We start from the raw sequence: 18,516 nt of genomic DNA on the forward strand, positions 1-18,516 counted from the left end.
AGAAATGAATGCATTTAGTTATCCATTACAAGCAGGAGAAGGAAGTCCATTTATGGGAAGAGTAGTAACAATCAAACGAGATGAAAATGGGATATCTATACCGATTCCTTCTGATATGTTAAATGATGCAGGAGTAACAGATGCAGCACAGGTAGAGGTATGGTCCATGTTAGATGGTACGGTTTCATTTCGTATTGCTACCCTTTGCGAGCTATGCGGACGAGGAGCGAAACTGTACGAAATTGAAATGGGGCCAATTAAGAAGAAAATTTGTGCAGAAGATTACCGTAAGTTATTCGGAGTTTACCCACAAGAATAAGAAACAACTTAAAAACCAACGACAACAGAGCAGCAATAGCTGGTCTTTTTTATTTTGCTTAAAAAGGGGTGGTCAAAGTGGAAGGGCTACAAGATGTAAGAAATGATGTACAAGAAATGAAGCAAGAAATCAAAGAAATAAGGTTTGATATTAAAAGTTTAGAAATGCGTACAACGGGTAACGAGAAAGACATTGATAATATCAATAAACAACTAGATAAAATCAGTGCCAATACAACATGGATTTTACGTCTTATTGTTGGTGGGATTATTGGCGCAGCTCTCACCTTCTTCTTGAAGGGAGGTGGTATGTAATGATTGAAATAAGCGTAATGATTGCCATTGTAGTTGGTCTTTCACAAATTGCAAAAACAATTGGATTACAAACAAAATACATTCCGTTATTAAATTTAACGCTTGGCATTATGCTAGGCGTTTTATTTTTGCCACAAGATTTGAAAATGAATGTATTTCAAGGAATCATCATTGGACTGTCAGCAAGTGGATTATTTGACCACACAAAAATTTTTAAAAGGGATGCTGATGTAAAATGAAACAAACGTTAAAAGGTTTTTCTTCTGTTTTATTGGCAATTGTATTAGTATTATCGATTGCAACAAGTGCTTTTGCTGACAGAGTTTTAATTATTCAAGATTTACCAAAACAACCATATCGTTATGGCGTGGGTGCTTATGAAGGCGTTGTTGCTCACAGTACAGCGACTCCAGAAGCTCCAGCTATTAATATTCAAAAATATGAAACTCGTACATGGCGAAATGCTTTTGTTCATTATGCAGTTGATTGGGATGAAGCCATTCAAATTGCTGATACAAAGTATATTGCGTATGGTGCGGGACCAGGTGCAAATAAACGTTTTGTACATGTAGAGCTTTGCGAAACACGAGATTACGAGAAATTTAAACGCAGCTATGATAAATACGTGAAGTTACTCGCTAAAATTCTACGTGATTGAGGTATCAGTGTAGAAAAAGGATTGTGGACGCATAGCGATGTAACGCATCATCTTGGTGGTACAGATCATGAAGACCCTCTTGATTATTTACATAGTCATGGTGTATCAGAAGCTCAATTCCGTGCTGATGTGAAGCGTGCATATAGTAATTCTGATGTTGATGTTTCTGTTCCAGAACAACCATCTAAACCTGAAGAAGTACCAACAGCGGTAATAGATGGAGTGGCATACATTAATGGTTACAACGTTAACTTACGTAAAGGGCCAGATACAAGTTATTCTGTAATTCGTCAACTCAACAAACCAGAATCTTATGTTGTGTGGGCTGAAAAGGATGGATGGCTAAATCTTGGTGGGAATCAATGGATTAAATACAATCCTTCTTATATGAAGTTCGATAAGAAAAGCACAGTGGATTCATCTATTGTAGGCAAACGTGTTGTTTCTAAAGTAGACAACCTACGTTTCTATGAGTCTCCATCTTGGCAGGATAAAGATGTTGCTGGTACTTTAGATTCAGGATTAGGATTTGCAATCGACACTAAGGTTGACGTTAACGGCTCACCGCAATATAAAGTACACAATTCGAAAGGGAATACATACTACATTACGGCTAGTAATACGTATGTGAATGTGAAGTAATATGAACAAAAGACCGCCTATTACGGGCGGTCAATTTTTACTAATTATTTTTTAATGCTTGTTTTACCGTTTTAACTGTTTGTTCAAGCCATTCTAATGGTGTTATTTCTAACCCATCAAAATTATGGTAATCCTATTAAACCTGGGGTTATCCCTTCTACCTTTGCCCATTCAAACGAGCACTCAACTAGCATTTGATTCTTACACTTAATTTTTAATAAACCTTCTTCTTCTATCGTATTTATTTCAAAATAATCAATGATATTTTCTGTCCCTAAATCTTTTATTGTTAAATTATGAATAGTAAAGAAAGATATTTCTACATAAATTACATCCCACTTACTCCATCGTTTTGGCTTGTTTTCAACATTTTCTTTTGTCATCAATTGAATAACTAAAGTAGGACCATCTCTTTTAAGACGCACATCTAATAACTCTGATTCTTCAAATTTTGGTATTTTCCCAAAAATACTAATTAACGCTTGTGGATTTAAAAATTTAAATTGATTAATCATTTTTATACTCCCTATTTTCTATTTCTCTTCTCAAAATAATAATGATCCTCCATCCCATCTACCTGTCCTGTTCGTGTATTGTATTCAGGTCTTACATTATGATGGGGTGGCTGATCTCCAATTCCACCTTCTCCAAACTTATGCCCCTCTGAATGATCCTGAATTATAATTTTTTGACCTTTTACTTCATATGTTAATTCTCGAGTCATAATAGGCTGTTTATTATCATTTAATATCCTTTTACCATTACTATCTGTTAATGGTACCATTTTTTGACTAATCGGGTGTTGAGATCTAGGTATATTTAATTGTCTTTTAATTTCTTTTAAACTAGCCCCTCTAGACTCATGAGAATTTTTCCCCTCAATCTTCTTAACTCCAAAGGTTTGATTTGTATTATCATTTAATCCTTTACTTTTTCCTCCACTTGCATATACAAACAACTCTTCAACTTTAGGCAATTCATTTTTGAATGTACCCATACCTGCAAAAGCAAGGCGATCTCCCGTTTGTAAATTGCCTGTAATATCCGAAATACTCTCTGGAATCGTATCTTTTGCTAGTTTAGTTACTTTACCCAATTTACTTGCTTTACTTAATCCTTTATCACCAATAAGCCCTAATCCAATTTGTGTTAAAGCATAACTTCCCCATTTAGCACGACTTTCAGCATCTCCATTTATTACATCATTAATAAACGAATCTGACAATACATTATACATGGTACTAAGGGTATCAATAGGATGCAACGCAGCATTCCCCATGTTTTCCCACGTTTCCCGTTTACCAAGCGCTTTAAATCCTTCTATGGTGTCTCCAAATGCTTCTCCTGCACCTTCTATAGTTCCATCTACAACTTTTCGGAAAGTAGATTTTTTAGGTAACTTACCACACATTGCCCCTTCTTCAATTGAACTACTCTTTAGATGGCTTTCAGCCTGACGTGCCCTTTCTTCTCCAATCGCTTGAATAGAAGTTGTCCACTCCATATTCAATCCTTGCGTACTAAATGTACCACTTGCAGGACTAAAACCTTTTCCACTTTGGACTTCCGCCAAACCCGTCGCAATGCTAGCAGCTAATTGAATTGCTGTATTATAGTTATTACTAGATGTTTGATTAAACTCATACAGGTGATCTAACTTTTCTTGAAGTTTTTTCCTCATAACAGTGAAAAGATTCGCCATAGCGTCCATACCTGGGATTGGCATGGTTTGAGTGATGGCTTCCATACTTGCTTTCATTCGGTCAATTTCTTTAATTTGTTCTAGTAACTCTTGTTCAATGACATCAGTTGAAGCTACCTTGGATTCAAATTGACTTGGAAAGGCATCATTCTGAAGGATTAATTCTTCACATAAGTAAATGATTCCTTGTGCTAAAGGACGAAAGGTTTGTACAAAAAATGATTTTGCACTACTATATGTTTGTCCTTGTAGAACGGTATCAATTGCAAAAGCGTCAATCGACTGAATGGCTTGTTCCATACCTTGAATGGTAGCGGTACATACAGTATTCATGCTTTGAGTCTGGCTTTGTACTTCTCCCAAATACATATTTAAACTCATGCATTGACCTCCCTTGCCAATTGTTGTTGCTGACAGGAGAGGTCATTTTCTAAATCACTCAGGTCTCGTCTTTCTTTAAGCAACGTTTCTTTTTGGTTTTCCAATTCGAATGTAAGTTTTCGCTCAATGTGCCCTGCTTCTTGACGCATATTCATAAAAAAATGAGATAATTCTTTATCCCCATGCCAAGTTTCTAGAATTCGATTAAACAAACGATTGCTTCGACTTTTCCATTCGTGAAAATCTGCTTCCGCTTGTTCCTGAGTTTGAATCGCAGATTGATTCCGATCCTGTTCTTCAAATACACTTCGTAATTTTTGATTTAATTGATTGATTTGTTTTTCAATATCTTGACTCATCTTTTTCCTCCTACTGTTTTACCTTTATGTAGGTTGTCACATTAGCGAAAAGTGTTGTGAAGTTCGTGATCCATTCTCTCAAACTCTTTGGCTACTGAATGAATCTTATCGACCGCTTGTTGAAAGGCGGCACAAAATTGTTTCGTTAAATCTAAAACTTGTTGGTTCGCTTCTTGTGCTTTGGAATTAACAGATAGCGTAGTACGCGTCGCCTTTTTTATAGAACGATTTGTCGCACTTTGGACTGTATCCGAAGCATTTCTCATCTGTGTAGCGATTTGTTGTGCCGTTTGAAAATTACTTTGAAATTGTCCCATTGCATAAACCCTTTCTATATTTCTATGAACGTATTAAGGAAGAGGAGTGCCTAGTATGAATGTCTATCATCCTAATGTTCTTCATAGGAACCCTCTTGGAAAAATATTGCGGATTTAATTATAACAATAACTGGCTATGTTTTCCTTAAAAAATTCCTTTTTATAACATGTGTGTTTTACAGTCTTCAGTCGGTGGGGGAGAGTTCATAATGAAAGAAAGGGCTTTGCCAGGAATGAAATGATAGATAAAGAGATTAGGTATAGCTTGAATAGTAGAGATGAGTATAGTATTTACAATCGATGCAAAAGTAACTGTAAATGGATCATCACAATACAAAGTACACAATATTAAGGGCAAAACATACTATATTACTGCAAGTCCAACTTACGTAAACGTACGCTAACTTAACAAAAAAGAAACCGGCTCTATAATCGGAGTCGGTTTTATATATGCTGTGTTAAATAGGATTAGGCGGAAGGATAGGACCACCAGGTAGAATAGGATCAGCAGGCAATAGCACACCAGTAAACCCACGATTTCTAACTTGAGCTCTTGTTACATGAAAATAATCGCCTACATTTGCCACAATTCGATAACGTACTGGGTCTACTGGTGCTATTGGATCAGTTATCACATTCAATTCCTCCTATTAAAATTTTAATTGCTCTTTTTTTCGATGGATTACGATAGATATACCCCTTTTTCTCTAAAGCTTTTAAATGAAAATGTACAGAAGCTGTGGATGACATATCCATGGCTTCTCCAATTTCACGTACAGTTGGAGGATATCCGTTTTCTACGACTTTTTCTTGGATGAAAGTTAGAATTTGAGCTTGTCTAGGAGTTAATGGTTTCATTGTGTAATACCCTCTCTTTGTATAGGAAATAATTAACTATATAATACTAAATAAATAGAGCGAAATCAAACGTACGTTCTGTTACAGGCAACAAAAAAATGGGTACATAATGGATGGTTCTTTTTGTTTGCGGCAAACTTATCCTTCAAGGATTTGAAGAATTTTTTTAAAGTCGCCTTTTAAATAAAGTCACAGTGCTTATAAAAAAGACGTGATGTTTTGAATAAAGTCTCGACGTTTTTAAAAAAATTGCGATGTTTTGTCCCTTTGGATCTGTTTATCTAAAGGGAGTTTAGTTGAGTGAGAGGAATAGATAAAAAGATGTCGAATTTATATACTTGTTGAAATTGAGGACTTGGAGGATACATTTTGAAAAAATATGAGTTTAAAAATAACATTCCAACATTGGAAGAATACAAATATTTGTGCGAGTCTGTGGGATGGACTAATTATATGAATTTTGAAGTGGTGGAAACATCCCTGAAGAATTCTATTCACTCCATCACAGTCAATGATAATGAACAAATTGTGGGCATGGGGAGAATTGTTGGTGATGGGGCTATCTATTTCTATATTCAAGATATAGTGGTTCATCCAGATTATCAGAAAAATGGTATTGGGAAAGAAATAATGAATATGTTGGTTGAATACTTAAATCGGAATGCCCCTGATAAGGCGTTTGTCGGTTTGTTTGCATCACAAGGTAAAGAATCGTTCTATGAAAAATATGATTTTAAAGATTACTCACCAAACATGACGGGGATGTTTACTGTAATTTCAAAAAAATAAACATAATAGATTTTTAATTGTAGGAGAAGACATCAATCAATATTAAAGAAATTGTTTTCGCAGTAACCTTTTCATTATTAAGCTAAAGGGATGCTTATCTTCAATAAAATCTTCCACAATCGGGCGCTTTAATGAAAGAAGGATCACAGAAATGATCAGACTTTTTTATAAAAGAATGATTCAATTAAATAAGTTAAGAGCGTGTTTTGATCAATCTTTTTTTAAAACACGCTCTTTCTTTTTGCTCGTTTATCAAGGTTATTAGTATCAATTTGACCAAACATTATTCCAAATTTACATTAATAAAACACACGGCAAGCTTATGATTCCAACTGTGGCAAACTTATGGGTAAAGTGACAGGTTAAACCAGTTTAATTTTTCATCATGTTTATATATAATAGAAGAAATTAAAAAATAAATACCTTTGTCGTCATCATGTTGGTGTAAACCTTATGCGGCTAATGGCGACCAAACACATTTATTTTGTGCCATTTGGGCAAGATGCACCGGAGAAAAAACCAAATTCAATGGTAGCTCGTATGGAGTTGCTTGAAGATACGATAATAGAGGCGTTAGAAGGAAAACAATTGCAACCGGTTGTTGTAGAAAAATTCAGATATATGAATTAAAAAACGAAAAAAAACAGACAATTTTTTATGAAACCATCATTCTTATCGCAGAATATGATAAAATTAACGTTATTAAGATTAGAAGGGGTATTTTATACTCCTTCTCATTCTAAGTATAGAAGGATTGGTATCTAGAAAGGGGCATAGTGATGGAAAAGCAAAAAACTTTTCATGTCGCTGTAGTTGGGGCAACCGGCGCAGTTGGTGAACAAATGTTAAATACTTTAGAGAAACGAGAATTTCCAATTGGGAAGTTAACGTTACTTTCATCTAAACGTTCTGCAGGTAAAAAGCTTGTATTTAAAGGAGAAGAATTTACAGTTCAAGAAGCAACTCCTGAAAGTTTTGAAGGAGTTGATATCGCTCTGTTTAGTGCAGGTGGGTCTGTATCGAAACAATTAGCGCCAGAAGCAGCAAAACGTGGTGCAATTGTTGTTGATAATACAAGTGCATTCCGTATGACAGAAAATGTGCCACTTGTTGTACCTGAAGTAAATGAAAATGATTTAAAAGAACATAACGGTATTATCGCAAATCCGAACTGTTCTACAATTCAAATGGTAGTTGCTCTTGAACCGATTCGTCAGCAGTATGGTTTAAAACGAGTAATCGTTTCCACATATCAAGCTGTGTCAGGTGCAGGTGCTGCTGCAATCGAAGAACTTCATGAACAATCACAGGCGATCTTAAATGGTGAAGACGTAAAAGCGAACGTTTTACCTGTATCAGGTGATAAAAAACATTTCCAAATTGCTTTTAATGCAATCCCGCAAATTGATAAGTTTCAAGATAATGGATTTACATTTGAAGAAATGAAAATGATTAATGAAACGAAAAAAATTATGCATATGCCTGAGTTAGAAGTAGCAGCAACATGTGTACGCCTGCCAGTTGTATCAGGGCATTCTGAGTCAGTTTACATTGAAGTGGAAAAAGAAGGTGTAACTGTAGCAGAACTGAAAAACTTGCTTGCGGATGCGGAAGGAATTGTACTGCAAGATGATCCAGCAGAACAATTATATCCAATGCCATCTACTGCAGTAGGCAAAAACGAAGTGTTCGTTGGACGTATTCGTAAAGATTTAAATAATGAAAAAGGATTCCATCTTTGGGTCGTATCTGATAACTTATTAAAAGGTGCTGCATGGAACTCTGTTCAAATTGCAGAACGATTAGTAAAATTACAATTAGTGTAAACGGCTAAGAGAAGGTGCAAAAAAATGAAAATTATTGTTCAAAAATTTGGTGGTACATCTGTACGTGATGAAAATGGGCGTAAGCATGCACTTCACCATATTAAAAAATCATTAGATGCTGGTTATAAAGTAGTTACAGTTGTATCTGCTATGGGGCGTAAAGGTGAACCATATGCAACGGATACATTATTAAGTCTTGTAAATCAAAAGGAATCTAGTATTTCAAAACGTGAGCAAGATTTATTATTATCATGTGGTGAGTTAATCTCAGCAATCGTCTTCTCAAATATGTTAAATGAAAATGGAGTAAAAGCAGCAGCGTTAAACGGTGCACAAGCTGGTTTTGTAACAAATAATGATTTTACGAACGCAAAGATTGTTGAAATGAATTGCGATCGTATACATGAAGAGTTGCAAAATGTAGATGTTGTTGTTGTTACTGGATTCCAAGGTCAAACGAAAGAAGGCGATACAACAACACTTGGGCGCGGAGGTAGTGATACTTCAGCTTCAGCACTAGGCGTTGCGCTTCATGCTGAATATATCGATATTTTTACCGATGTAGAAGGCGTGATGACTGCTGATCCACGTATCGTAAAGGATGCGCGTCACCTTCAAAATGTAACATATAATGAGATCTGTAACATGGCTTATCAAGGTGCGAAGGTTGTCCATCCGCGTGCAGTTGAAATTGCAATGCATGCAAAAGTACCTCTTCGTGTACGTTCTACGTATTCTGATAGCGAAGGTACGCTTATTGCGGCATATGATGGTGCGACAAAAGGCCGTGATGTAGAGGAACGTCCAGTTACAGGTATTGCTCATGTATCGAACGTGACGCAAATTAAAGTGCTTGCGAAAGACGGATCGTATGATTTACAACAATATGTTTTTAAAGAAATGGCAAATGAAGGAATTAGTGTTGACTTAATTAACATTTCGCCTACAGGTGTGGCTTATACAGTAAGCGATAATGTATCCGGTCGTGCTGTTGAAATACTTCATAAGCTTGGATATAATCCAATTGTGACGGAACATTGTGCGAAAGTATCTATCGTTGGAGCTGGAATGGCAGGTATTCCAGGGGTTACTGCGAAAATTGTCACAGCTTTAGCAGAAAAAGGTGTTCAAATTTTACAATCCGCTGATAGCCATACGACAATTTGGGTACTTGTAAAAGAAGTAGATTTAGTGGAAGCTGTTAATGCATTGCATAGTGCATTTGAACTTTCAAAAGAAAAGCAACTGGAACAATAAGGAGTGAGACCATGGTAGATTTTGGGACAATTGCAACAGCGATGGTAACACCGTTTGATAAAAATGGAAACATCGATTTTGCAAAGACAACTAAGTTGGTAAATTATTTAATTGATAACGGTACAACAGCAATTGTGGTAGGAGGAACAACTGGAGAGTCTCCTACATTGTCATCTGAAGAAAAAGTAGCGTTATATCGCCATGTCGTATCTGTTGTCGATAAAAGGGTGCCCGTAATCGCTGGAACAGGTAGCAATAATACACATGCTTCTATCGAGTTAACGAAAAAAGCAACAGAAGTTGGTGTCGATGCAATTATGTTAGTGGCACCGTATTATAATAAACCAAGTCAAGAAGGAATGTATCAGCATTTTAAAACAATTGCTGAAAGTACAGAACTTCCGGTTATGCTATACAATGTTCCAGGGCGATCTATTGTTCAAATCTCCGTTGATACGGTTGTTCGTTTATCAGAAATACCAAACATTGTTGCAATTAAAGATGCTGGCGGCGATGTATTAACAATGACAGAAATTATTGAAAAAACAGCGGACGACTTTGCTGTATACAGCGGTGATGATGGTTTAACGTTACCAGCTATGGCAGTTGGAGCTAAAGGTATCATTTCTGTTGCCTCTCATGTAATTGGAAATGAAATGCAAGAAATGATTGCGGCATTCCAAGCAGGAGATTTCAAAAAAGCACAGAAATTACATCAATTACTTGTTAAAGTAACGAATGCGTTATTTATGGCACCGAGCCCAACACCAGTGAAAACAGCGTTACAAATGGTTGGATTAGACGTAGGATCTGTGCGTTTACCACTTCTTCCGTTAACAGAAGAAGAGAGATTAACATTGCAGGGTGTAATGCAATCAATCCCTCGTTAATAAAAATGACCTAGTGTAAAAACTAGGTCATTTTTATTTTGAAAGAAACCTTTTTATAGGAAATTCCCCTTGAAATTTATATACTTCGCCCTTCTTTCTAACAAATTAACTTGTGTTCTATTTCTTGTATCAGTTATAATATGGCTAAGTAGCTTAGTACGGGTATGCTTAGCAAAATTGGAAAAAATTATGGTTTAACGGAATTATCATATCATATCGCATAAGATATTTGATTTATATAATGAAAGAGAGGTGAAACCTGGTTTAAAAAACGAACGAGAACATGATATCGCATAACGGTAAGGACATTCGTCTTGGACGGTGAATATATGGTGGTTGTAGAGTTTCCCTGGTGTCTCTACGATTTTAGTGAAATCAGTGTTTGTAAGATTTTTAAACCAGGCAACAACATGAAGAGAAAAGAGATTGATTCAGTAAAAGTATTTGCTCTTGGTGGAGTAGGTGAAATCGGGAAAAACATGTATTGTGTGGAAATTGATTCTGAGATTTTTATTGTGGATGCAGGATTGATGTTCCCAGGAGACGAAATGTTTGGGATTGATATCGTTATCCCTGACATTACATATTTAGTAGAAAATCAAGAGCGAGTAAAAGGTTTATTTATTACACATGGTCATGAAGATCACATTGGGGGAATTGTTTATGTGTTGCGTAAACTTTCAATCCCAGTATATGCAACAAAGTTAACAGTAGGTTTAATACAAGAAAAACTTGGTGAAGCAGGAATGCTTGGTCGTGTAGATTTAAAAACAATTGATTCTAATTCAGAAGTGGAATTTAATACGACAACGGTTTCATTCTTTGGCACAACACATAGTATCCCGGATTCTGTTGGTGTATGTTTCCATACATCAAAAGGTGCTATCGTATATACAGGGGATTTTAAATTCGACCAAACACCAATTGGCAACAGCGGAGCAGATCTTGGAAAGATGGCGCAAATTGGAAATGAAGGCGTGCTTTGTTTGTTATCAGATAGTACAAATGCTGAACGTCCTGGTTACACGGGTTCTGAAAAAGAAGTTGGGATAGAAATTTCAAAAGTATTTTATGGTGCAGAAGGACGTATCATTGTTGCTTCTTTCGCATCTAATGTACATCGTATTCAACAAGTATTTGATGCAGCTGCTGAAACAGGACGCAAAGTGGCTGTTGTAGGTCGTAGTATGGTGAAAGTAGTGGATATCGCAAGACGTCTTGGCTATCTAGACGTTCCAGATGGTATGGTTATTTCATTGCAAGAAGTGGATAACTTCCCAGAGAAGAAGGTAGCGATTCTAACAACTGGCAGCCAAGGAGAACCAATGGCAGCTCTTTCAAGAATGGCGAAGCAAGCGCATAAACAAATCTCGATTCGTAAAGGAGATACAGTCATTATTGCAGCATCTCCAATTCCTGGTAATGAAATATCGGTATCGAAAATCATTGATTTGCTATTTAGAGCTGGTGCAGAAGTTGTTTATTATGGAGAAAGAAAAGTTCACGTTTCTGGTCATGGTAGCCAAGAAGAATTGAAATTGATGCTGAACTTAATGAAACCGAAGTATTTTATACCCGTACATGGTGAATTTCGTATGCAAAAGGCACATGCCTATTTGGCGGAAGATGTTGGTGTCTTGAAAGACAATATTTTTATTGTGGAAAAGGGCGATGTAATTACTTTCGAAGGTGAAGAGGCAAAACCGGCTGGTAAAGTACAAGCTGGAAATGTTCTTATTGATGGATTAGGTGTAGGTGATGTCGGAAATATTGTCTTGCGTGATCGTAAGATGTTATCGCAAGACGGAATTTTAGTCGTTGTCGTAACACTTGGGAAAGATGAGAAGAAAATAATTTCTGGGCCAGAAATTATTTCACGTGGTTTTGTGTATGTTCGTGAATCTGAAGCATTAATTGAAAGATCTACAGAGATTGTCTGTACAATTGTAGAACAATCTATTAAAGAATATTCTATTGAATGGTCTATGTTAAAGCAAAATATTCGTGAATTGTTAGGGCAGTTCCTGTATGAGGAAACGAAGAGAAAACCGATGATTTTACCAATTATCATGGAAGTATAAGAAAACCATCTTTACGGTGGTTTTTTTCTTTTTCATCCCTATCGCATGAAATTTACAACTTAAGAAATAATAGTTGTATAAGAGTGAAAGGGGATGCGACATGACAGAACGTGATGGTTTAACAAATGAGGAAAAAGAAGCCGAACCGAAAGAGGATGTAAAAGAGGCATCAGTAATAGAAAAAATTCAGCAACTTGGTCAAACGAATGTTCCGCAAATGAATGAATCGCGTATTCATTGTTTAACAATTGTTGGACAAGTAGAAGGGCATATGCAACTTCCACCACAAAATAAAACGACGAAATACGAGCATGTGATCCCGCAAATTGTGGCAATTGAGCAGAATCCGAAAATTGAGGGATTGCTTTTATTGCTAAATACTGTGGGTGGTGATGTTGAGGCTGGATTGGCAATCTCCGAAATGGTAGCTTCATTATCGAAACCAACTGTATCTTTGGTTTTAGGTGGAGGGCATTCAATCGGTGTGCCGATTGCTGTATCAACAGATTATTCATTTATTGCTGAAACGGCAACGATGACGATTCATCCAGTTCGTCTGACTGGTCTTGTTATTGGTGTACCGCAAACATTTGAGTATTTGGATAAAATGCAAGAACGTGTGATTCGATTTGTAACAAAACACTCAAAAGTGACAGAAGATCGCTTTAAAGAGCTTATGTTTGCTAAGGGGAATTTAACGCGAGATATTGGAACAAATGTAATCGGAATAGATGCAGTTAAATATGGGCTTATCGATGATGTTGGCGGTATTGGGGATGCAATTCGAAAGTTAAATGAATTAATAGATATGAAAGTAGATGGGGATCAAGACGGGAAGTTGCTGCAATGATTTTATATACGATTATGCCAGAGCAACTTGTTTATCAGACCGACTATTCCCAGTACGAACAACAAAAAATAGTGAATGTAAATGGAGTAGAGATGGTAGTATCTGAAGAGAATAGTCAATATTATTCTATTGTGCGTGTGCTAAGTACGAATCCATCCCACTATTTACAGTATGAGCCAGGACAGAAAATAACCTTTTAGCAAAAAGCAGGATTTTGTTTAGAAGCTATGGTATAATATAAAAAACAAGACGGTTGAGCAGCCATGATTAGGCTGCTTTCTTCTGTTTACGTGACATTTTACACATCTTGTAAAATGTCACGTAAACAGATCTAAAAATATGACGAATGGTATGCAAAAAATGCTTTCGATAAATGAAAGTTTCACTTAATTTTTGGACTTGGGGTGAAGAAATGGTAAAACAAAAGCAAAGAGGGACGAAATCAAAAGCAAGGCGTACGATAAAGCCAACTTTGTATTACGAAATCGTCGGGTTGACTCTTTTTGCACTTTCAATCATTACAATCTTACAGCTAGGTATTGTAGGAAAAGCGTTTGTGTTATTTTTTCGCTTTTTCTTTGGCGAATGGTACATAATTGGTGTATTAGGTGTAATAGCTTTATCTATTGCGTTTGTTATAAGACGAGGTTGGCCAAACCTTTTAAATAAACGATTAATTGGTGTCTATTTAATTGTGTTAGCAATATTGATGTTTAGTCATATTACATTATTTAACCTTCTTACAAAGGACGGGGCGGTAGAAAATACATCTGTAATTGTAAGTACAAAAGATATGTTCTTTCTTGAGATGAAGAAAGGTGCAGAGACGGTTCATTTAGGTGGAGGTATGTTTGGAGCACTTATGTTTGCAACATTTTACTTTTTGTTTGATGAAGTAGGTGCTTATATTATTGGGATTATTCTAGTTATTCTTGGCATACTTTGCATTACAAACAAACATATTGGGGAAGTACTAGCCCCGGTTGGACGAATACTTAGAAGTCAATTTCAAGTGATGCAAGGGGATTATAAGGACTGGAGAGCAAAACGAACTGCTGAACAAACAGAAAAGAAAAAAACGACAAGACGCACGCGTAGTGAACGTCATAATGAACAAGAAGAGAGTGTGGAACCAGTAGAAGAAATAGAAATTGGACCACCAATTATTTCAAATTTCACAGAGAATTACCCAGTAAGTGAAGAAAGAGATAAAAATCGTGAAGATGAAGTTAGTGATGATCTAATTGCATCGCCTGTAATGGAAGATGAGTTGCCATCTGCATTGAAAGAGCAGCCACAAAAGAAACGGGGAGAAAAGATAGTTGAATCTTTAGAAGGAGAAATAAAAGCTCCTCCAATGCAATTTTCAAATGTGGAAAATAAAGATTATAAGCTTCCTGCTATCGATATATTGAAGTTCCCAAAAAATAAACAGGTGACAAACGAAAACGAGAAAATTTATGAAAATGCTCGTAAATTGGAGCGGACGTTCCAAAGTTTTGGTGTGAAAGCAAAAGTAACGAAAGTACATAAGGGGCCTGCGGTTACGAAATATGAAGTGTATCCTGATATGGGAGTGAAAGTAAGTAAAATTGTGAGTTTAAGTGATGATTTAGCACTCGCATTAGCTGCGAAAGATATTCGTATTGAAGCCCCTATTCCCGGGAAATCAGCAGTAGGAATTGAAGTTCCAAATTCAGAGGTTTCGATGGTAACGCTTAGAGAAGTACTTGACTCGAAAGCGAACAATCATCCGGAAGAAAAATTATTGATAGGTCTTGGGCGTGATATTACTGGTGAAGCAGTATTAGCACGTTTAAATAAGATGCCCCATCTATTAGTAGCTGGAGCAACTGGTAGCGGGAAAAGTGTATGTATTAACGGTATTATTGTAAGTATTTTAATGCGTGCTAAGCCGCATGAAGTAAAATTAATGATGATTGATCCGAAAATGGTAGAGTTGAATGTATACAACGGTGTTCCGCACTTATTAACACCTGTTGTAACAGATCCGAAAAAAGCATCGCAAGCTTTGAAAAAAGTTGTGAGTGAGATGGAGCGACGTTATGAATTGTTTGCTCATAGTGGAACGCGTAATATTGAAGGGTATAATGAATACATTAGACATCATAATGATCAATCAGAAGCAAAGCAGCCTGAGCTTCCATATATTGTTGTAATTGTGGACGAGTTGGCTGATTTAATGATGGTTGCCTCTTCAGATGTAGAAGATGCAATTATGCGTTTAGCGCAGATGGCACGTGCTGCTGGTATTCATTTAATTATTGCGACGCAACGTCCATCTGTTGATGTTATTACAGGTGTTATTAAAGCGAATATTCCATCTCGTATTGCCTTTGCAGTGTCTTCACAAACTGATTCACGGACAATTCTTGATAGCGGAGGCGCGGAGAAATTATTAGGACGAGGAGATATGCTATTTATACCAATTGGTGCATCAAAACCAGTTCGTGTACAAGGAGCATTTCTATCAGATGATGAAGTGGAAAGAGTTGTAGAATATGTTATTGGACAACAAAAAGCGCAATATCAAGAAGATATGATACCGCAAGATGTACCGGAAACAAAGCAAGAAGTAGAAGATGAATTATATGATGAAGCGGTTCAGCTCGTTGTAGAAATGAAAACAGCTTCGGTTTCTATGTTGCAACGTAGATTCCGAGTAGGATATACACGTGCAGCGCGTCTTATTGATGCCATGGAAATGAATGGTGTGGTTGGACCTTATGAAGGTAGTAAGCCGAGAGAAGTGTTAATTAAAGATATACAAGAAAAAAGTTCTTAATAAAAAGCCTAATTGTTCACAATTAGGCTTTTTTATATGAGAAATTTGTTATATACTATAGTCATCAAAAAAGAAAGGGCTTTCATTTTTGCTGATTCTTTAGAATACGAATGCTTTTAATGTTATTTTTGAAAAATGTTCGATATTATCTGTAAAAAAGTGTTGAATTATGTTGACACGTATGGGAGCAAGTGTTACGATTACTTCGAAAAGAATCACTGCCTCATATAATCTTGGAGATAAGGTCCATAAGTTTCTACCTGGCAACCATAAATTGCTAGACTATGAGGGGAAAAGTGTGTAACAAAGGATGTAAGGAATCTTTGTATCTAACTTTTTCTCTATATGAGAAATGTTGTGGTGCAAAGTTTTTTTTTGGAATAAAGATAGAAAATTTCATTTTGAAAAATTATTAACATTTATTCGACAAATCTTATTTTATTGTAGCGTTACTATGTTATTGGTTGAAAAAAGAGAACAGAAGTCTTACATCAGAGGTCGAATAATTGGAATGCGGGGGAGTCTTATGTCAGTTAAATCCGATAGTCGACACTTATATTTACGAGTGATCGATCACATTAAAGAAAAAATCAAAAGCGGGGCATATAAAGAAAAACAAAAGTTGCCTTCAGAGTTTGATTTAGCGAAAGAACTTGGTGTAAGTAGAGCGACTTTACGGGAAGCATTGCGTATTTTAGAAGAGGAAAATGTCGTGATTCGCAGACATGGCGTTGGTACTTTTGTGAATGCAAAACCGCTGTTTTCTTCTGGAATTGAACAGCTTTCTAGTATTACAGATATGATTTCTAGTGTGGGGAAAACACCAGGAACAATCTTTTTATCATCATCTACTACGAGTCTAACAGAAGAAGAAAAAGAAAAGTTTAATAGTGATGAAGGCTTTGAGGCCGTAATGATTGAGCGTGTTCGTACAGCAGATGGGGAACCTGTTGTCTATTGCATTGACAAGTTAGCGAAAGAAGTATTGCCAGATTTGTCTGATTATAATGAGGAATCATTGCTTACTGTTATTCATAATAACACGCATAAACGTATTACATATGCGGTTGCTCATATTGAACCAATTGGTTATCATCCGAAAATATCACCAATCCTGCAATGTGAGCCAGAGACGGCGCTACTAATTTTAAAGCAAATGCATTATGATCAAAATGATGAGCCAATTTTATATTCTATTAATTATTTTCGAGCAGACAAATTTAGCTTCCATGTATTACGAAAACGCATGTAATTCGTTCCCTTTTTAGGGAGGTGACAGCAAGAAGAAGGGGACACTAGCATATTAATAGATACATATATCATTTAGGAGGGGTTTCTAGTATGAAGAAAAAAGCAGGTATTTTATTATCATTAACATTAGCAGCGAGTACAGTTTTAGGTGCATGTGGTAATTCGGACAAGGCAAGTAGTGACAAAAAAGGTGATAAAGACTTCAAGGTTGGTATGGTTACAGACGTTGGGGGCGTTGACGATAAATCCTTTAACCAATCTGCTTGGGAAGGTTTAACGAAATTCGGTAAAGATAACAACATGAAAAAAAATGAAGGATACCGTTATATTCAATCAAGTAAGGATGCGGATTACATTCCAAACTTAACAAAATTCGCTAAAAGTAATTATGATGTAGCGTTTGGTATTGGATTCTTAATGCAAGATTCAATTGAAAAGGTAGCGGATCAATATCCAAAACAACAATTTGCAATTGTAGATACTGTTGTGAAAAAGCCAAACGTAACAAGCATTACATTTAAAGATCATGAAGGATCTTTCCTTGTTGGAGCTGTTGCGGCGATGACAACGAAATCAAATAAAGTTGGTTTTATTGGTGGAGTGAAAAGCCCATTAATTGAGAAATTTGAATCAGGATTTAAAGCTGGAGCAAAAGCTGTGAATCCAAATATTGAAATTGTAGCACAATATGCGGATGCGTTTGATAAACCGGAAAAAGGATCTGTATTAGCATCAGCAATGTATGGTCAAGGTATTGATGTAATTTATCACGCTTCAGGTGCAACTGGTAACGGTGTATTTACAGAAGCGAAAAACCGCAAGAAAAAAGGTGAAAATGTTTGGGTAATCGGTGTTGACCGTGATCAAAATCAAGAAGGTATGCCTGAAAATGTAACCTTAACTTCTATGGTAAAACGTGTTGATGTTGCAGTTGCAAAAGTAGCACAAGAAGCAAAAGATGGTAAGTTAAAAGGTGGAAAAATAGAAGAGTTTGGTTTAAAAGATGATGGTGTTGGTATTGCAAAAACAACTGATAACGTGAAGAAAGTAAACCCAGAAATTTTAACAAAAGTAGAAGAGTTTGAAAAGAAAATAACTGATGGTGAAATTAAAGTACCAGCTACTCCAGATGAGTACAAAGCATATGAAGCTTCTCTAAAGAAATAATGATAGAGGAATAGCAAAGGTTAGTTCTTAGAACTAACCTTTGTATATA

General features: G+C 36.2%; 19 protein-coding genes, 3 pseudogenes and 1 riboswitch. Of the genes and pseudogenes, 16 read left to right on the top strand and 6 right to left on the bottom strand.

The annotated features are described in order from the left end of the window. Positions 1-4: 4 nt before the first annotated feature. The 4 genes and pseudogenes from LOK41_RS14850 (at position 5) to LOK41_RS14865 (ending at position 1,933) form a co-directional block, all read left to right on the top strand. The gene (locus LOK41_RS14850; protein WP_241817219.1) at positions 5-319 is read left to right on the top strand and encodes a hypothetical protein; all 315 of its coding nucleotides are present in this window, start codon (positions 5-7) and stop codon (positions 317-319) included. Positions 320-396: 77 nt separating this feature from the next. Continuing rightward, entirely contained in the window at positions 397-633 is a 237-nt protein-coding gene (locus tag LOK41_RS14855; RefSeq protein WP_000398733.1) for a hemolysin XhlA family protein, read from the top strand. Beyond that, the gene (locus LOK41_RS14860) at positions 633-872 is read left to right on the top strand and encodes a holin (RefSeq protein WP_241817220.1); all 240 of its coding nucleotides are present in this window, start codon (positions 633-635) and stop codon (positions 870-872) included. Before LOK41_RS14855 ends, LOK41_RS14860 begins: the two co-directional genes overlap by 1 nt. Then, positions 869-1,933 (top strand): annotated as a pseudogene (locus LOK41_RS14865) (peptidoglycan recognition protein family protein). The gene LOK41_RS14860 and the pseudogene LOK41_RS14865 overlap by 4 nt, the downstream one beginning before the upstream one ends. A gap of 122 nt (positions 1,934-2,055) precedes the next feature. Here LOK41_RS14865 and LOK41_RS14870 read toward each other — a convergent pair. The 4 genes from LOK41_RS14870 to LOK41_RS14885 are packed head-to-tail and all read right to left on the bottom strand — an operon-like array spanning position 2,056 to position 4,692. Then, positions 2,056-2,448 (bottom strand): immunity 50 family protein, encoded by a 393-nt coding sequence (locus tag LOK41_RS14870; RefSeq protein ID WP_241817221.1) that lies wholly within the window; start codon positions 2,446-2,448, stop codon positions 2,056-2,058. 11 nt (positions 2,449-2,459) lie between these two features. Continuing rightward, positions 2,460-4,016, bottom strand: coding sequence for an HNH/endonuclease VII fold putative polymorphic toxin (locus tag LOK41_RS14875; RefSeq protein ID WP_241817222.1), 1,557 nt, complete (start codon positions 4,014-4,016; stop codon positions 2,460-2,462). Further along, on the bottom strand, positions 4,013-4,375 hold the full coding sequence (locus LOK41_RS14880; RefSeq protein ID WP_241817223.1) for a DUF3958 family protein: 363 nt from the start codon (positions 4,373-4,375) through the stop codon (positions 4,013-4,015). Before LOK41_RS14880 ends, LOK41_RS14875 begins: the two co-directional genes overlap by 4 nt. A 41-nt stretch (positions 4,376-4,416) precedes the next feature. After that, entirely contained in the window at positions 4,417-4,692 is a 276-nt protein-coding gene (locus LOK41_RS14885; RefSeq protein WP_241817224.1) for a TIGR04197 family type VII secretion effector, read from the bottom strand. 287 nt (positions 4,693-4,979) lie between these two features. Here LOK41_RS14885 and LOK41_RS14890 point away from each other — a divergent pair. Next, positions 4,980-5,096, top strand: a pseudogene (locus LOK41_RS14890) (N-acetylmuramoyl-L-alanine amidase); the annotation flags it as partial. Positions 5,097-5,150: 54 nt separating this feature from the next. On the opposite strand, the gene LOK41_RS14895 reads toward LOK41_RS14890, so the two are convergent. Further along, complete coding sequence (locus tag LOK41_RS14895; RefSeq protein ID WP_241817225.1) at positions 5,151-5,327, bottom strand: hypothetical protein; 177 nt, start codon at positions 5,325-5,327, stop codon at positions 5,151-5,153. Continuing rightward, positions 5,317-5,550: a LexA family protein gene (locus LOK41_RS14900; protein WP_241817226.1), complete on the bottom strand. Its 234-nt coding sequence runs from the start codon at positions 5,548-5,550 to the stop codon at positions 5,317-5,319. Before LOK41_RS14900 ends, LOK41_RS14895 begins: the two co-directional genes overlap by 11 nt. A 369-nt stretch (positions 5,551-5,919) precedes the next feature. Between LOK41_RS14900 and LOK41_RS14905 the strand changes: the two genes are divergently transcribed. From LOK41_RS14905 to LOK41_RS14955, 11 genes and pseudogenes are all read left to right on the top strand, one after another. After that, entirely contained in the window at positions 5,920-6,339 is a 420-nt protein-coding gene (locus LOK41_RS14905; protein WP_241817227.1) for a GNAT family N-acetyltransferase, read from the top strand. Positions 6,340-6,780: 441 nt separating this feature from the next. Beyond that, positions 6,781-6,969 (top strand): annotated as a pseudogene (gene spoVFB / locus LOK41_RS14910) (dipicolinate synthase subunit B); the annotation flags it as partial. Positions 6,970-7,118: 149 nt separating this feature from the next. Continuing rightward, on the top strand, positions 7,119-8,165 hold the full coding sequence (locus LOK41_RS14915; protein ID WP_241817228.1) for an aspartate-semialdehyde dehydrogenase: 1,047 nt from the start codon (positions 7,119-7,121) through the stop codon (positions 8,163-8,165). A gap of 24 nt (positions 8,166-8,189) precedes the next feature. Continuing rightward, positions 8,190-9,422, top strand: a complete 1,233-nt coding sequence (gene dapG / locus LOK41_RS14920; RefSeq protein WP_174102217.1) for an aspartate kinase — start codon at positions 8,190-8,192, stop codon at positions 9,420-9,422. A gap of 11 nt (positions 9,423-9,433) precedes the next feature. Continuing rightward, positions 9,434-10,312, top strand: a complete 879-nt coding sequence (gene dapA / locus LOK41_RS14925; protein WP_174102216.1) for a 4-hydroxy-tetrahydrodipicolinate synthase — start codon at positions 9,434-9,436, stop codon at positions 10,310-10,312. A 410-nt stretch (positions 10,313-10,722) separates the two neighbouring features. Then, positions 10,723-12,393, top strand: a complete 1,671-nt coding sequence (locus tag LOK41_RS14930; protein WP_241817229.1) for a ribonuclease J — start codon at positions 10,723-10,725, stop codon at positions 12,391-12,393. A 100-nt stretch (positions 12,394-12,493) separates the two neighbouring features. Continuing rightward, on the top strand, positions 12,494-13,243 hold the full coding sequence (locus LOK41_RS14935; protein WP_241817230.1) for a ClpP family protease: 750 nt from the start codon (positions 12,494-12,496) through the stop codon (positions 13,241-13,243). After that, a complete protein-coding gene (locus LOK41_RS14940; RefSeq protein ID WP_174102213.1) occupies positions 13,240-13,443 on the top strand; it encodes a YlzJ-like family protein in 204 nt (67 codons plus the stop codon). Before LOK41_RS14935 ends, LOK41_RS14940 begins: the two co-directional genes overlap by 4 nt. 212 nt (positions 13,444-13,655) lie before the next feature. Further along, complete coding sequence (locus tag LOK41_RS14945; protein ID WP_241817231.1) at positions 13,656-16,049, top strand: DNA translocase FtsK; 2,394 nt, start codon at positions 13,656-13,658, stop codon at positions 16,047-16,049. 203 nt (positions 16,050-16,252) lie between these two features. Then, positions 16,253-16,354: riboswitch (purine riboswitch) on the top strand. A 221-nt stretch (positions 16,355-16,575) separates the two neighbouring features. After that, on the top strand, positions 16,576-17,301 hold the full coding sequence (locus tag LOK41_RS14950) for a GntR family transcriptional regulator (protein ID WP_000114183.1): 726 nt from the start codon (positions 16,576-16,578) through the stop codon (positions 17,299-17,301). 89 nt (positions 17,302-17,390) lie between these two features. Continuing rightward, a complete protein-coding gene (locus LOK41_RS14955; RefSeq protein ID WP_241817232.1) occupies positions 17,391-18,467 on the top strand; it encodes a BMP family lipoprotein in 1,077 nt (358 codons plus the stop codon). Positions 18,468-18,516 lie beyond the last annotated feature (49 nt).

It is taken from the genome of Bacillus sp. TL12, assembly GCF_022625245.1.
Taxonomy (GTDB): Bacteria; Bacillota; Bacilli; order Bacillales; family Bacillaceae_G; genus Bacillus_A.